The sequence below is a fragment of the Streptomyces sp. A1136 genome, assembly GCF_004795055.1.
Taxonomy (GTDB): domain Bacteria; phylum Actinomycetota; class Actinomycetes; order Streptomycetales; family Streptomycetaceae; genus Streptomyces.
Genome location: NZ_SSBJ01000011.1, coordinates 179,840 through 194,970 on the forward strand (window position 1 = coordinate 179,840; position 15,131 = coordinate 194,970).

General features: G+C 71.0%; 10 protein-coding genes. 5 read left to right on the forward strand and 5 right to left on the reverse strand.

Translation table 11 applies throughout. The annotated features are described in order from the left end of the window. The first annotated feature begins 104 nt into the window (after positions 1-104). The 3 genes from E6R62_RS13645 (at position 105) to E6R62_RS41735 (ending at position 4,613) form a co-directional block, all read left to right on the forward strand. Entirely contained in the window at positions 105-1,334 is a 1,230-nt protein-coding gene (locus tag E6R62_RS13645; protein ID WP_136213646.1) for an acyltransferase, read from the forward strand. Beyond that, a complete protein-coding gene (locus E6R62_RS13650) occupies positions 1,331-2,845 on the forward strand; it encodes a glycosyltransferase family 39 protein (RefSeq protein ID WP_136213647.1) in 1,515 nt (504 codons plus the stop codon). The genes E6R62_RS13645 and E6R62_RS13650 overlap by 4 nt, the downstream gene beginning before the upstream one ends. A 622-nt stretch (positions 2,846-3,467) precedes the next feature. Beyond that, on the forward strand, positions 3,468-4,613 hold the full coding sequence (locus tag E6R62_RS41735) for a transglycosylase family protein (protein ID WP_276615574.1): 1,146 nt from the start codon (positions 3,468-3,470) through the stop codon (positions 4,611-4,613). Between the two features lie 12 nt (positions 4,614-4,625). Here E6R62_RS41735 and E6R62_RS13660 read toward each other — a convergent pair whose 3' ends face one another. After that, positions 4,626-6,017 carry an LCP family protein gene (locus E6R62_RS13660; RefSeq protein ID WP_240801651.1) on the reverse strand — a complete coding sequence of 464 codons (1,392 nt, stop codon included), beginning with the start codon at positions 6,015-6,017 and terminating at the stop codon, positions 4,626-4,628. A 351-nt stretch (positions 6,018-6,368) separates the two neighbouring features. Here E6R62_RS13660 and E6R62_RS13665 point away from each other — a divergent pair, with 351 nt between their 5' ends. Beyond that, complete coding sequence (locus E6R62_RS13665) at positions 6,369-7,409, forward strand: glycosyltransferase family 2 protein (protein WP_136213649.1); 1,041 nt, start codon at positions 6,369-6,371, stop codon at positions 7,407-7,409. Positions 7,410-7,546: 137 nt separating this feature from the next. On the opposite strand, the gene E6R62_RS13670 is transcribed toward E6R62_RS13665, so the two are convergent. The 4 genes from E6R62_RS13670 to E6R62_RS13685 form a co-directional block, all read right to left on the reverse strand. Continuing rightward, entirely contained in the window at positions 7,547-9,076 is a 1,530-nt protein-coding gene (locus tag E6R62_RS13670; protein WP_136213673.1) for an LCP family protein, read from the reverse strand. 310 nt (positions 9,077-9,386) lie between these two features. Beyond that, a complete protein-coding gene (locus tag E6R62_RS13675) occupies positions 9,387-11,123 on the reverse strand; it encodes an LCP family protein (protein ID WP_136213650.1) in 1,737 nt (578 codons plus the stop codon). A gap of 223 nt (positions 11,124-11,346) precedes the next feature. Then, a complete protein-coding gene (locus E6R62_RS13680) occupies positions 11,347-12,561 on the reverse strand; it encodes an LCP family protein (protein ID WP_240801652.1) in 1,215 nt (404 codons plus the stop codon). A gap of 160 nt (positions 12,562-12,721) precedes the next feature. Then, positions 12,722-13,471 (reverse strand): TIGR03089 family protein, encoded by a 750-nt coding sequence (locus E6R62_RS13685; protein WP_136213651.1) that lies wholly within the window; start codon positions 13,469-13,471, stop codon positions 12,722-12,724. A 139-nt stretch (positions 13,472-13,610) separates the two neighbouring features. Between E6R62_RS13685 and E6R62_RS13690 the strand changes: the two genes are divergently transcribed. Continuing rightward, on the forward strand, positions 13,611-15,047 hold the full coding sequence (locus E6R62_RS13690) for a peptidoglycan recognition protein (protein WP_136213652.1): 1,437 nt from the start codon (positions 13,611-13,613) through the stop codon (positions 15,045-15,047). Positions 15,048-15,131: the final 84 nt, after the last annotated feature.

Consider the following 15,131-nt stretch of genomic DNA (forward strand, 5'->3'; position numbering starts at 1 on the left):
CACGGGCCCGACGTAGACTCATCCGCTGACGTTCGGCTTGGCTCGGCTTGCCGGGCGGAACGACGTGGCCCTTGAACCCGGCTCTGCTGCGGAGAATCCCCCCTATGTCGACGGTCGTACCGCCCCACCCGGCGACCAGCACGCACGCGCCCACCGTTTCGCGTCCCCGGCCGACGGCCGCCCCGTCTGGCGGTGGCCCCCGACCGCGACTGAGAGCCCTGGACGGTCTGCGCCTGGTGGCCGCGCTCATGGTGGTCTCGTTCCACTGGACAGGCGTCAACCGCGTCCCCGAGGTGTGGCACGGCACACCGGCCAAGCTGATGCCGGGACTGCACCTGTACACCGCGTACGGCTTCCTCGGCGTGCAGATGTTCTTCTTGATCAGCGGTTTCGTCATCTGCATGTCCTGCTGGGGCAAGACGCCCCGGCAGTACTTCACCTCGCGCGTCGTGAGGCTCATGCCCGCCTACTGGGTGGCCGTCATCCTCACAGCGCTCGTGGTGGACTTCGTGGCGACCGCGCGGCACCGCGTCCATCTCCGCTTCAGCGACGTGCTCTCCAACCTGACGATGCTTCAGCAGCCGATGGGTGTCGCCGAGGCCGACACCGTCTACTGGACCCTCTGGGTCGAGCTGCGCTTCTACCTCCTGTTCGCCATAGTCGTGGCGCTGGGTCTCACCTACCGCCGGGTGCTGGCCTTCTGCGGCATCTGGATGTTCCTGTCGGTGATCGCGATCAAGGGGGACAACCTGCTGCTGCGGACGTTCGTCATGCCCGAGTACGCCCCATACTTCATCGCCGGTATCGCCATGTTCCTGATCTACCGGTTCGGCACCAACTGGTTGCTCCTGGGCGTCGTCGGGTTCTCCTGGCTGGTGGCCCAGAACCAGCTGTTGGGCACGAAGGGCAGCTACCAATACGGCGTCATGCACTCCTTGAGCTGGGACGTTATGGCGTGGTTCTCCGTCGTGGCCTTCGGCGTGGTGCTCGCGGTGGCGATGGGCGCATTCGACCGGGTCCAGTGGAAGTGGCTCACCACCGCCGGCGCACTCACCTATCCCGTGTACCTGCTGCACCAAGAGATCGGGTATGCCTTGATCCGCTGGGCCCGCAACGAGGGCATGGACCTCCCGGTGACCCTGCTCGGCACGCTCGCCGTCGTACTCCTGCTCGCCTGGATCGTCCACCGTTACGCGGAGCGGCCGTTGTCGGCGCTCCTGAAGCGCATGCTGGACGCCCCGGGCCTCACGCTGCCGAAGACCGACCCACCGGTGCGCCGACGCGCCACGAACGCCGAACGGAACGCGATGGACACGGCAGGTTCCGCGGGATGAACACCGGCACCCTCCCGTCCCCGACCGGCCGTTCCGCGCCCGGGCGACCCTCAGGAGACGCCTCGCGCCCGGACCGCCGCGGCTTCGCCCGCCGGCACGACTGGCTGTGGGCAGCCCTGCTGACCTTCGGGGTCGCCGTCACGGGCAGCGGCACCCCGCAGTTGTGGCGGGACGAGCTCGCCAGTTGGAACGCCGCCATCCGCGGCACCGGCGACCTGGTGGCGATGTTGGGCCACGTGGACGCCGTCTCCGGCCTCTACTACCTGCTGCTGCACGGCTGGGTCTCCGTCTTCGGTGACTCGGCGACCATGCTGCGGATGCCCTCGGCGTTCGCCATGGCGGGCGCCGCCGCCTTCGTCGTACTGACCGCCCGTACGCTCTTCGACCGCCGCGCCGCCGTCTTCGCGGGCCTGCTCTTCGCGTTGCTCCCGTCGGTCTCCCGCTATGGGCAGGAAGCGCGGTCGTACGCCTTCGTCGTGTTGGCGGTCACCGCCGCCACCTGGTTGTTGGTACGGGCGCTGGACCGCCCCGGCCCGCGCCGCTGGGCGCCATACGCCCTCGCCGTGGCGGCGGCGGGGCTGTTCCACATCGTCTCGCTGCTCTTCCTGCTGCCGCACGCGCTGATCGTCGTGCTGCGCTGGTGGCGGGACCGGCGCGGTCGCACCGTCGTCGCCTTCACGGTGACGGTCGCCTTCGCCTTGGTGCCCGTGGTCCCGCTGGTGCTGCTCGGGCAGCGTCAGGTGGGCCGGCAGATCAGCTGGATCAAGACGCCGCACCTGCGGAGCATCGCGGAAATCTGGGACTCCCTCTTCGGCTCTCCGCTCGTCTCCCTCGCCATCGCCGCCTTGGCGCTGCTCCCGCTCGCGTGGAGCCGCGGCCGCCGGCCCGCCGTGGAGCTCGTGCTGATCGGCGCGGTCCCGATCGCGGCCGCCTGGGTGGTCTCCCAGGGCAGCACCTCGTACTTCATGGACCGCTATCTCCTCTTCACCGTGCCGGCCTGGGTGGTCGTCGCCGCCGCGGGTCTCGCGGCCCTGCGGCCCCGGCCGCTCGGGGTGGCGGGTCTGGCCGCGGTGATCCTGCTGGGCCTGCCCGACCAACGTCAGCTGCGTACGGAGACGGCCAAGGCCGGCCGTGACGGGGCGGAGGCGGCGGCGGTCATCGCCAAGGGCTACCGGCCCGGCGACGGCTTCGTACCGGTGCGGGGTGACGACCGCGTCTACATGACCGACTTCCAGGTCGAATACTCCCTGCCGCCGCGGGTCGAGCTCCGCGACGTGTTCGCGCAGCGCTCGGCCGTGGCGAACGACGACCTCTTCCCGGTCGAGTGCGCACAACCCGAGAAGTGCCTCGGTACCACCCGGCGGGTGTGGGTGGTCACCTGGAGCGGCACGCAGAACCCTTACCACAGGCTCCCGAAGAAGCAGGCCGAGGCACTGGAGAAGCACTACAAGCCGGTCCGGAGGACCAAGGTCCACGGCTTGCAGGTGTCGCTGCTGGAGCGCGTCCGCTGACGGACGTCCCCGGGGCCCCGCGCGCCCGGGGAGGCCAGGCGGGCTGTCGGAGCCGGCCGTGCCGACCCTACGCACACCCGCTTCGAAGCGGCCGCGCCCGTCCAGGCGCTCCATCAGGTCCGACGCGGTGCTCCGGGCAGTGTGTCGGGAGACGCCTGGGCTTTCGGCAAGCCCTCATCCGCAAGCGGTCGATGCCATGACGGTCGCGCCGAGGCCAACTCGCCCGCTAGGGGCAGGGCTCGGGCCCCCCTCGCTTCCCTTCCGCGAGTCACCGCTGGGCGCTTTCGGCCTGGTGGGGCTGGCGCTGGACGGAATGGTCCAAGGCCGTTTCGGTCCAGCCGAAGATCCTTCCACCTTGTCTGATCAGCGGCGAGAGTAGTTCTTGCCGGTAGGGGCACCGCCCGGCAGGCCAGAGCACGGAAGGCATCACCGATTGACGCCGGCCGGTTCGGGGCAGCGGCCGCAGCCGTCTCCAAAAGTCGTCATCGATACCCATTACCAGCAGGGGGGACCTGTCATGTCCATGTCATTCCAAGCGCGTACCGCACTCACTCTTTCCCTTGCCGCACTCGTCACGTGTGCGGCATCCGGCGCCCTGGCCGGACCCGCCAGCGCCGCTTCGGTGAGCACCTGGGACAAGGTCGCCGAGTGCGAGAGCGGGGGCAATTGGAGCATCAACACGGGCAACGGGTTCTACGGGGGCCTCCAGTTCACCCCCAGCACCTGGAGTGCCTACGGCGGTACGGCATACGCGTCCAGGGCGGATCTCGCGACCAAGAAACAGCAGATACTCATCGGCGAGAAGGTGCTCGCAGGCCAGGGGCAGGGTGCGTGGCCGAGCTGTGGTCCTGCGGCCGGTCTCGGGGCGGACCACACGAGTCCATACCCGGACCCGGTTCCTGTATCGGTGAAGAACACGGTGCATTTGCAGCGGATCGTTCCGGGTGGGGACCTGTTCAACGCCGAGGGTGATTTCGCGGCGGGGAAGTGGAGTGGTTGGAGCAATCAGGGTGCTTCGCAGTTGAAGGAGGTCGCCAGCGCGGGTACGGGTTCGGTGAACCGGGTGTTCGCCATCGGTGGGGACAGCAAGATCTATGAGAACGATGGTGATTACGCGTCGGGTAAGTGGTCGGGCTGGTTCGCGCCTGCCATCAACAACTCGACGACGTTCACGGCGCTCGCGGCTTCGTCGTACGGCAACACGGTGCACTTGGTCGCGATCGGTGCGGACGGGCATCTTTACAACACCGACGGTGATTTCTCGGCCGGCAAGTGGAACGGGTGGAGTGACAAGGGGGGTACGAGCCTCAAGCACGTCGCCAGTGCCACCACCGCGGACCAGGTCAACCACATCTTCGCCACCGACGCGACCGACCAAATCCTCGAACTCGACGGCGACTACGCGGCGGGCAAGTGGGGCAGCTGGGGCATCGCCGGCCCCAACGGTGGCTTCAAGGCCCTCGACGTCACAGCTTCCGTGAGCGACAAAACCGTGCACTTGGGTGCCATCAGCCTCGCCGGTCAGTACTACGACACCGAAGGTGACTTCGACCGCGGGGCTTGGAACGGCTGGAGCAACATGGGCGGCGACAACCTCAAGCGCGTCACCAGCGCGGCGGCCAACAACGTGAACCACGTCTTCGCGACCACCGGTGCCAACCGGCTCATTGAGCGCGACGCCGACTACAACACCGGCTCCTGGAACGACTGGGCCGACGCCGCCGGCGGCGCCGACGCCACCTCCGCCACCGCCGCCTTCACCGGCTGAGGTGGGGCGCCGCTACTTGGCGCAGTTGACCTGGTCGCCCGTGGCCACGGAGAACCGGCCCTGGTAGGGGTCGTCCGCGCGTACCGCGATCACCTTCTCGTAGTCCGTGCCCGCCGTCACCAGGACCGTGCGGCCCTGGCCGGGGACGGCGCGCAGTTCGCTGCCCGGCAGCGCCGTCGCGACGGTGCGCGCCGAGCGGTCCCAGCGGGGGTCGTAGGTGATCACCGTGCGCTTGACGTCGCGGCGGGCGCCGACGCCCGGGCGGCCGGTGGTGTCGAAGCCGGTGGCGCGGAGCGCCGAGTCCACGCGGCCGCCGAGCCCGGCCATCCGGGTGCCGTTCTCGACCTGGACCCGGATCTCGTCGGGCGGCACGTCCACCGCGACCGCCGCCGGGGGCCGGTTGCCGGGCCGCTCGGGCTGTCCGGACGGTCCGGGCCGCCCCGGCTCACCGGCGGGGGCGTCCGCCAGGGGCCGGTCCTCGCGGAGCGACTCGAAGAGCTTCGCCGCCTTGGGCTCGTCCCACTTCACGGTCGACCCGATCCCCTTGACCTCGTACGCGGTGTCGCCGACCGGTACCGAGGCGAACTCCGAGGAGGAGGGGGTGAAGCCGCGCATCGCCTGCCCCAGGGCCAGCATCTGTTCCGAGCCGAAGTCCCGGTCGGCCCGTACCGACCCCAGCAGCGTGGAGCTGACCTGCTTGAACTTCACCGGGTTCAGCAGCACCCCGCTGCCGGTGGCCTGCTTGATCAGGGCGGCGATGAACCGCTGCTGGCGCTGCATCCGGCCGAGGTCGGCGGCCCCGTCGACGTGGCGGGAGCGTACGTACTGAAGGGCTTGGCCGCCCGTGAGGCGGTGGGTGCCGGGCAGCAGTTCCAGGCCGGTGTAGCTGTCGCGCATCGTCTTGGCGGTGCAGATCTCCACGCCGCCGACCGCGTCGACGGTCTTCATGAAGCTGGTGAAGTCGACCTCCAGGTAGTGGTCGATCTTCACCCGGGTCATGTTCTCCACGGTGCGCACCGTCAGGTTGGGGCCGCCCTCCGAGTAGGCGGCGTTCAGCTTCATGGGGTGTGGTTTGTGCGGCTGGCCGGTGTTCTGGTCCTGGTGGGCGGGGACCTCGGCGTAGCTGTCCCGGGGCAGACTGATCACGCTCGCGCGGTCCCGGTCGGCGGACAGGTGCACCAGCATGATCGTGTCGGTGCAGTGGCAGGGCGCCCCGCCGAGGCGGTACTCGCGCTTCTCCTCCGGCGTGATCTTGTCGCGGCCGTCGGTGCCGACCAGCAGGAAGTTCATCCCGTGCCCGGCCTGGGGGCGGTTCTTCATGTCCTTGAAGGGGTCCACCCGGTCGATGCCGGTGTCCAGGCCCGTCATCACCGCGTGCCCGACGGCTCCGGAGGCCAGCACCACCACCGCCAGTCCGCCCGCGAGCCGTACTCCCCACCGGGGCCGGTCGCCCGGGCGCCGGACCGGGCCGCCACCGCCTCCCCCTTGGCGACCGCCGCCTTGCGGCGCGCGCCGGGGCGGCCGTGGCCTGGCGGGACGGTGGGGACGATGCGGCTGGGGCACGGGGGACACCTCCGCGGGGAACGGCAAGGACGAATGAGCCGATATCGGCGGGTATGTCGGCTATGAGGGATTGGCTGATCGTCAGAACAGTAGGCCCATACGATCGGCGTCCGTCCGTACCGCTCGTCCGCCGCGCACCCGGTTCCCCCGTACGCGGTAACGTGACACCGATACCCGACCGTGAAGGACCACATGCCCGCCCAGCAGCCCGCAGTCTCGGTGATCATGCCGGTGCTCAACGAGGAACGCCACCTGCGTGACTCCGTCCGGCACATCCTCGGCCAGGAGTACGCAGGCGAGATGGAGGTGGTGATCGCACTCGGGCCGTCCACGGACCGCACCGACGAGATCGCCGCCGAGCTCGTGCGCGAAACCGCGTCCGACGAACGAGCCCGCGTCCACACCGTCCCCAACCCGACCGGCCGCACCCCGGCCGCCCTCAACGCCGCCATCAAGGCCTCGCGTCACCCGATCGTGGTACGCGTCGACGGCCACGGCATGCTCTCCCCGAACTACATCGCGACCGCCGTGCGGCTCCTGGAGGAGACCGGCGCGCAGAACGTCGGCGGGATCATGCACGCCGAGGGCGAGAACGCCTGGGAGGACGCCGTCGCCGCCGCGATGACGTCGAGGATCGGCGTCGGCAACGCGGCGTTCCACACCGGTGGCGAGGCCGGCCCGGCGGAGACCGTCTACCTGGGCGTCTTCCGCCGCGAGGCGCTGGAGCAGCAGGGCGGTTACAACGAGGAGTTCATCCGCGCGCAGGACTGGGAGCTGAACTTCCGCATCCGCGAGGCCGGCGGGCTCATCTGGTTCTCGCCCGAGCTGAAGGTCCGGTACCGCCCGAGGCCCTCCGTACGGGCGCTCGCCAAGCAGTACAAGGACTACGGGCGCTGGCGCCACGTCGTGGCCCGCTACCACTCGGGCTCCATCAACCTGCGCTACCTGGCCCCGCCGATCGCCGTCTGCGCCATCGCGGCCGGGCTGGTGGCGGGTGTCGCCCTCACCCCATGGGCCTTCGCCGTCCCGGCGGGCTACCTCGCGGCGATCACCGCGGGCGCGATCCCGGCCGGCAAGGGACTCTCGCTCAAGGCCCGGGCGCAGATCCCGGTGGCCCTGGCCACGATGCACATGTGCTGGGGGTTCGGCTTCCTGACGAGCCCGCGCTCGCTGGCGGACAAGGTCATCGCCAGCCGTCGCCCGTCGGTGCGACGCGACACCTCGGAAGTCTGAACCCGAGGACGCGACGGCGCGAGGACGCGCAACGCGGCAACGCGAAGACGCGGCGACACGACGTACGCGAGAGGGGGCCCGGTCCGCAACGGACCGGGCCCCCTCTCGTTCACCGGCTCACCCCCGGCGCGGTCGGCTCACCACCGGTAGGGCTTGTACACGTCCATGCACTGGCTGCTGTCCGCGCCGTTGATCGCCTCGGCCGTGTCCGGGACCGACCCGGCCGCCGGCGGAGCCTGCTGCGGGTACGCGGTCCCCTCCCGCCAGTCGGCGCCGACGATCAGCGTGATCCGGGAGACGTCGGCCGACTGCTGCACCGCGCTCGCGGGGATGCCCAGCGCCGCCGCGACGCTCTGCGCCTCGTCGGCCAGATCCGCGCTCGGGTAGCGGACCACGGTCGTCTTCTCCGGGATCAGGGCGCTGTCCGCCTTGGCCGCCGTGAAGCCCTTGCCGACCAACGCCCCGGCGACCACCGAGGCCCGCTGCGGTGCGAGCGGCATCCCGGCACCCGTGCCGTTGACCACGTGCACGGCGATCTTGTCGGGCGTGGTGACCGGCTGCTTCGACGCGTCCCCGCCCGTGGCGTCCCCGCCCGTCGCGGGCCGGCTCGGCCCACCGGCCGGCTCGCTCGGCTGCGGGCTCTGCGCGGCCTGCGGATCGCCGTTCTTGTCGAAGGCCACGTCCTTGCGGACCATCGTCCACAACTTGTCGGCGTCGCCCGGGTTCACGATCAGCCGGTCCTGGTCCCGGGGGTCCTGGAGCGTCGGCATCGTCGTCATCGTGATGCGGTTGACCGGTACGTCCTTCAGCTGCATCGTCAGGCCGTACAGCTTCTTGACCGAGCCGATCTCCTCGGAGACCTCCAGCGCCTTCGTGCCCGCCTCCGCCAGGGCCGTGATCCGGCCGACGTCGGTGAAGGCGTTCTGGCTCTTCAGCTCGCGCATCATCGAGTTCATGTACATGTGCTGCGCCTGCGCACGGCCCAGGTCGCTGCTGAACGCGTGCCGGGTGCGCAGCCACTGGAGCGCCTGTTCGCCCTTGACCTTGGTGACGCCCGCCTTGAGCTTGAGGCCGGAGCCGCCGCTGGAGGTGGGCAGGGGGCGGTCCCAGACGTTGTCCTTCACACAGACGTCGACGCCGCCGATCGCGTCGGCCATCTGCACGACCCCGGAGAAGTCGATCATCATCCAGTGGTCGATGTAGATGTTGGTGAGCTTCTCCCAGGTGGCCAGGGTGCAGCCGGGGCCCCCGCGCCCGAGGGACTCGTTGATCATGGCGTGCGTCTTCTTGAACTTCTCGCCGGTCTTCGGGTCCGTGCACTCCGGTATGTCCACCACGGTGTCGCGCGGAACGCTCACCACCGAGGCGTTGCGGCGGTCCGCGGAGACGTGCAGCAGCATCTGGACGTCGGCGAGCGGCGGCGACCCGACGGTGTCCCGGCCGCCGCCGAGTTCCAGGTTCTCCGGCTTGTTCCGGCTGTCCGAGCCGAGCAGCAGGATGTTCAACGGACGCTGGCCCTTGGCGTTCGCCTCGGACTTGGCCACGCCGCTCTCGCCGCTCAGCCGCTGGCCGCTGCGGATGTTGCCGTCGAGGTGCCGGTAGTAGAGGTACCCGGCCGCCGACGTCGAGAGGATCAGGAACGCCAGGACCGAGGCCACCCAGAACAGCGCCCGCCGCCGGCGCCTGCGGACGGGCCTCTCGCGGCCGGCCGGGCGACCCGGGGGCCGGCGCCCGGCCGAACCCGACCGCGGTGGGGGCACGACGCCGGACGCGCCCGCACCGCCGCCGGGTATGCCGTCGCCGGTGGCCTGGTCGGGCGCCCCCTCCCCACGCACGCTGCTGTGCCTCACGCGTATCCCCCTCAAGATCACAATGGTCGGTGTGCTGCCGGTCCTACCGGCCACCGGCCGCCGTTCGGCGGCCGGTCGACGAGCACGGCGGCTGACCACCGCCCCCCACGACGCCCGTCGGGCACCGTCACTTCGCGCAGATCGCCTTGTCCGCCTCTACGCGCTGGAGCCCTTCGGGCGCCTGTTCCGGTACGGGCCCCGAGATCGGGACACCCGGTTCCTTGAAGTCGGCGCCGAGCGTCAGTTTCATCGGGGTACGCGGCGCCGCGTCCGCCGGGCCCACCTTGAGGGCCGAACCCGCGAGGCCCATCATGTCCGCCAGCGCCCGGGCCTGGTCGGCCTGGTTGGGCGCGTACTCCAACTGCGTCGTGTCGACCTTCACCGGGGCGTTGCCGAGGTTGCTGGCCTTGCCCACGCCCTTGCTGTTCTGCAACCAGGTCAAGGTGGTCGAGGCCGACCCGGCGGGACCACCGCCGTTGAGCACGTTCACCCTGACGTCCCCCGCGGGCGCGCGGTTGCCCTGGAGCTGCGCGTCCTGCTTGTTCTTGGCGTCCTGCGCCGCCGCCTTCTCCTTCTGCTCGACCTCCGTGAGCGAGACGTCGCCCCGGATCATCCGCAGCAGCGGATCGGCCTGCGAGGGGTTGAGTACGACGGTGATGTGCTTGCCCGGGGGGTCGTTCGGGTTGTCGACCACCGGGAGCGTCGTGAAGGTGATGTTCTTGAGGTTTATGTTCTTCAACTCGCCCGCGAGCGAGGTGAGCTGCTTGATGGACCCTATTCCCTGGTCGACGCTCAGCGACTTGGTGGCCGCCTCGGCCAGGGAGAGGAACTTCTTCGGACTGGTGAGGGTCTCCTTGGACTTCATCTCGCGCATCATCGAGCCGAGGAACTGCTGCTGCGTCTTGATGCGGTCCAGGTCGCTCGCGTTGCCGAAGGCGTGCCGGGTGCGCACGAAGGCCAGCGCCTGTTCGCCCTGCAGCCGGCTCTCGCCCGCCGGCAGGTCGAGTTTGGAGTCCTTGTCGTGGACGGCCTTCTCCACGCACACCGGGACACCGCCGACGGCCGTGCTCAGGTTCTTCACCGCGTTGAAGTCGACCATCATGAAGTGGTCGACCTGGATCCCGGTGATCTGCTGCACCGTGCGCATCGTGCAGCCCGGGTCGCGGCCCTCCTGGCCCAGGCTCTCGTTGAACCGGACCGCGTGCTGGCCGGGAATGTCCTTGACCGCACCGTCCTGCTTCGTCGGGCACACCGGGATGGTGGTGATCAGGTCGCGCGGGATGGACAGCGCCGTCGCGTTGCTGCGGTCCTTCGAGACGTGGAACAGGATCGTCGTGTCCGCGTGGCCGACGCTGTTCGCGTCCCCGTAGCCCTCGTTGCCCTCACCGCTGCGCTTGTCGGTGCCGATGACGAGGATGTTGATGGGCTGGTCCTTCTTGAAACCGCCCGTGCCCGCGGAACCGGTGTCGATCACGTTCAGATTGCTGTTGAGGTGCTCGTAGTACAGGTACGCGCCCAACGATCCGGCGACCAGGACGAACGCCAGGGTTCCGCCCCCGACCACCAAGGCCTTCTTGCCCCGGAACGGACGCTTCCCGCCGCCCTTGCGGGAACGCCCGGGTCGCCGCCCGCCGCCCCCGGGAGGGGCGTCGCCACGACGGGGCCCCGGCACCGCCGGGGACGCGGGGGATGTGACCGGGGCAGCCGTACGCGACGAGGTGCGCGATCTGCGGGGGGTGGCGACGGACGGCCGCTGCGCAGCGGAATTGCCCGGTCGCAGTTCGTAGTTGCCGGTGCGGGGGTTGAGAACCCACTGGTCAGCGGGGTCGATCTCGTCCGCCCGCCCACGGCTTTGCGCATCCACGGTTGCTCGAATCCTCCGTCGGTGCCTCGCGACGCGCCTCCCCCAAGGCGCACGGTCAACGTCCGGCTGCTGGTGTCCGGCGTCCTTAGCGGCCTGGGCACCGGATCGCTCACCTTATCCGGCCATGTCGTCCTCAAACCATGACGGTGATAAAACCCACCCCCCGCATAACATGCCAAAACGCCCAACCGGAGCGGTTGGACCACTCGCTTTTTGGATTGCTTTACCGGCAGTCCGGGGTGTCGGCCGTGGTGCCGGTGAAAGTGGGGACGGGCGAGGGCGACGAGTCGGTTCCGATGAGCCACGGATACCCGCTCCGGGGCCCGTCCGTCGGGGACGGTCCCGCGGGGGGCTGCGGGCCGGTCGGAGGGGGCGGCGTGACCGTCAACGGCCGGTCCGTCCGCAGCTGGAGGAAGAGCCGGGTCGCGTCGGGCTCGACCAGTTCGTCCCGGTTCGGGTCGGCGGCGTAGGGCCGGCGGGGCACCGTGAGGAACCGGACCTGGTCCGTCGGTATGTCCCGCACGCCACGGGCCAGTTCGTACAGCCCGCGCAGCGAGGCCAACCCCGGGTCCGTGCTCACCGCGGACGTCGCCGCGTCCAGCAGCGGGTAGAGCCGCCCCGGGTTCAGCAACACCCCGTTGCTCTGTACCTTCTTCACCAGGGCCGCGAGGAACTGCTGCTGGCGCCGCATCCGTTCGGTGTCGCTGCCGTCGCCCAGGCTGTAGCGGGCGCGTACGAAGCCGAGGGCCTGCTCCCCGTGCAGCAGGTGACGCCCGGCGGGCAGCCGCAGCTTCGCCTCCGGGTCGTCCATCGACTGCTTGACGCAGACCTCGACCCCGCCCACCGCGTCGACCATCTTCTTGAACCCGCCGAAGTCCAACACCATGTGGTGGTCGACCCTGATGCCGGTCAGCTTCTCCACCGTGCGGATCGTGCAGGCGGCCCCACCCCACTCGTACGCCCAGTTGAACTGCGCCCGCTGTTCGCCGGTGCGACTCCCGTCCGGGGTCAGGCACCCCGGGATGTCCGTCACCAGGTCACGGGGTATCGACACGGCCGTCGCGCTCTTCCGATCCCCCGGCAGGTGCAACAGGATCGCGGTGTCCGAGCGCTGGGTGCCCCGGTCCCGACCGTAGCGGGCGTTGTCCTTGCCCGAACGGGTGTCCGAACCGATGATCAGGATGTTCTGGGCGCCGTCGGCGAGGTGCGCCGGCCGCTCGCGCTCGTAGCGCTCCAGCTCGGCGGCCGCGGAGGTGTCCTCCCGGATGTTGCCCTCCAGCTTCCGGTACAGCCACCACCCGGCGGCCACCCCGGCCAGCACCAGCAGGGCCATCCCGAGCGCCACCCAGCGCAGCAGACGGCCCCGGCGGCCGCGCGGGGGCGTGGGAACGCCTCCGCCGCCTCCGGTGCCACCTGGTATGCCCGCGCTGGCCCTCACTCGCGCACCGTCCCCTCGCAGAACCGGCGGCCGCACGGGTCGCCACGGCCTGTGCCGATCCTGCCCCCGAGTGGCCGGGGCGGCCCGGGGGCGGCCCCTTGTAAAGGGCCGTGCGGGTGACAAATAGCGGTAGTGAGGGCGGGTGCGGGCCCGGGGGCCGTCAGACGGTGTGCGTGACCCGCTCGCTCTCGACCCGCTGGGCCAGCCCGGCCTCGGGCAGCCGGTCCAGGTTCCGGCACAGCACCACCGAGCCGCCCGCGGCGAGGGCGGCGAACAGGCCCGCCGAGAGCCCCTCCCAGGAGTCGTATCCCAACCCGGACAGGACCCGTGAACCCTCACCGAGGCCCCGCTCCGCCGCGTCCTCGCGGGCGCGCGCGACGACCTCGGCGTACGAGAACTCCTCGCCGCCCACCACCAGCCCCGGGGCGTCCGCGTCGACCGGCTGGAAGGGCGCGAACCGGTCTCCCTGACCCGGCACCTCCACCGCGTAGTCCGCGAACCCGGTCGGCGGCTGCGGGAAACGCCCGCCGAGCGGCCGCAGGGCGAGCGCCACCCGCTCCCCGGTGCAGGCGGCGGCCTGCTCAAGGGTGTCCGGCCCGCTCACCACCACATCGGCCGCGGCCGGGTCGCCGTCCACCTCGGCGACGACCCCGACGGAGGCGCATGCGAGCAGCCAGACCGCGCTCTGCCAGTGCGCCGGGAGCAGCAGCGCGAGCCGGGTCCCCGGCTCGGCGCCCAGGTCGCCCTGGAGCAGATTGGCGGTCTTGGCCACCCAATTGGCGAAGGTGGCGACGGACAATTCGACGCGCTCGCCCGTGGCGTCGTCGTAGAAGGTGACGAGGGGGCGGCCCGGATCGGCGGCGAGCGCGGATCGCAGCAGGTCGGCAGGGGTGCGGTCAGTGGCGTTCACCCGCACCAGCGTACGCGGCGCCCTCCGCCGGACGGCGGCCCGTGGCTCCCCCGTACGGAGGAGGGGTATGGGCGTTTCAGCGGACGGGGCGTCAGTTTACCGATGGCGGTTCGTGATGCGGGTGCCCAGCATCTTTTCCATGCGTGGATTCCTTGCTTCCTCGATCGGCGTCGCGACGGCCGCCGCACTGGCCCTGCCGCTCGCGCTGACCACTCCGGCCCTGGCGGCCGCGCCCGGTGGCGCGGCCGTCCCCGTGAACCCAGCCGGGTCCACCCAGTCACTGCCGCTGGTCCCCTTGGGACCGGCCGCGGACCGCACGCCAGGCGTCCCCGGCATGAGCGCCGCCCCCCGCCTGCCCGAGACGCGCGGCCTGACCCCGCGCGAGGTCAAGAGGTTCTCGCTGGTCGGCGTCGTCTGGGACGACGCGAACACCCGGCTCCTCGGCCGGGTCCAGGTCCGTACCCGCTCCGCCCGTACGGCGGCCTGGTCCGACTGGCAGGACGTCGAGACCCACAACGGCGACCACGCGGCCGACCCCGACGCGGCCGAACGCGGCTCGGGACGGGTCCGAGGCAGCACCGCCCCGCTGTGGGTCGGCGAGTCGGACGGCGTCGAGGTCCGCGTCCGGGCCGAGTCGGGCAGCCGGGCCGCCGCCGCGCCGCTGCCGGCGGGCATGCGGCTGGAACTCATCGACCCCGGCACGCAGTCCCGCACCACGGGCACCGACGACAAGAACCCCGGCAGGAGCCCGGGCAAGAGCTCCGGACGAGCGGCGGCGGGCCCGCGGGACGACGAGAAGGGGGACGCGGAAGTGGCCCCCGGCATGACCATGGAGATGGCCGAGTCCTCCTCCGCCAACGTCCCGCTGGCCCCGCTCGGCGCCGACGAGATCACCGCGCTGGACAAGGCCGACTCCACCGCCGACGCGATCGCCGCGAGCGACGGCAGCATCAGCGCGGCGGCCCGCCCCTACATCGGACCGCGGCCCCGGATCGTCACCCGCAAGGGGTGGGGCGCGGACGAGAGCCTGCGCGAGTCCGGCTTCGTGTACACGAACACCGTGAAGGCGGCGTTCGTCCACCACACCGCCTCCGGCAACAACTACGCCTGCCAGGAAGCCCCGTCGGTGCTGCGCAGCCTGTACCGCTACCACGTGATCAGCGAGGGGTGGCGGGACATCGGCTACAACTTCGCGGTCGACAAGTGCGGCACGGTGTACGAGGGCCGCGCGGGCGGGGTCGCCAAACCGGTGCTCGGCGCGCACACCATGGGCTTCAACACGAACAGCATGGGCGTCGCGGTGATCGGCACCTTCACCTCCACGGCCCCGCCGGCGGCGGCGGTGAGGGCGGTGGCCGGCCTCACGGCGTGGAAGCTCGGCCTGTTCGGCGCGGACCCCCGGGCGAAGACGACGCTCACCTCGGGCGGCGGCAACCTGTACAAGAAGGGCAGCCAGGTCCGGATGAACGTCATCTCGGGCCACCGCGACGGCTTCGCCACGGAATGCCCGGGCCGCCTCCTCTACAACCAGCTCCCCCCGACCCGCACGACATCGGCCAGGCTCCAGGGCCGCTGACCCGCGCCGTCCCCGGCCCCCGGGGCGGGGACGGGGGCGGCCCCCCCCGGAAGCCGCCCGGCCCGGCCGGGGACCGCCCGCGCG

Coding starts and splice junctions, on each gene's coding strand:
- E6R62_RS13665 (WP_136213649.1), top strand. CDS start 6,369: ATGCCCGCCCAGCAGCCCGCAGTCTCGGTGATCATGCCGGTGCTCAAC.
- E6R62_RS13650 (WP_136213647.1), top strand. CDS start 1,331: ATGAACACCGGCACCCTCCCGTCCCCGACCGGCCGTTCCGCGCCCGGG.
- E6R62_RS13645 (WP_136213646.1), top strand. CDS start 105: ATGTCGACGGTCGTACCGCCCCACCCGGCGACCAGCACGCACGCGCCC.
- E6R62_RS13690 (WP_136213652.1), top strand. CDS start 13,611: ATGCGTGGATTCCTTGCTTCCTCGATCGGCGTCGCGACGGCCGCCGCA.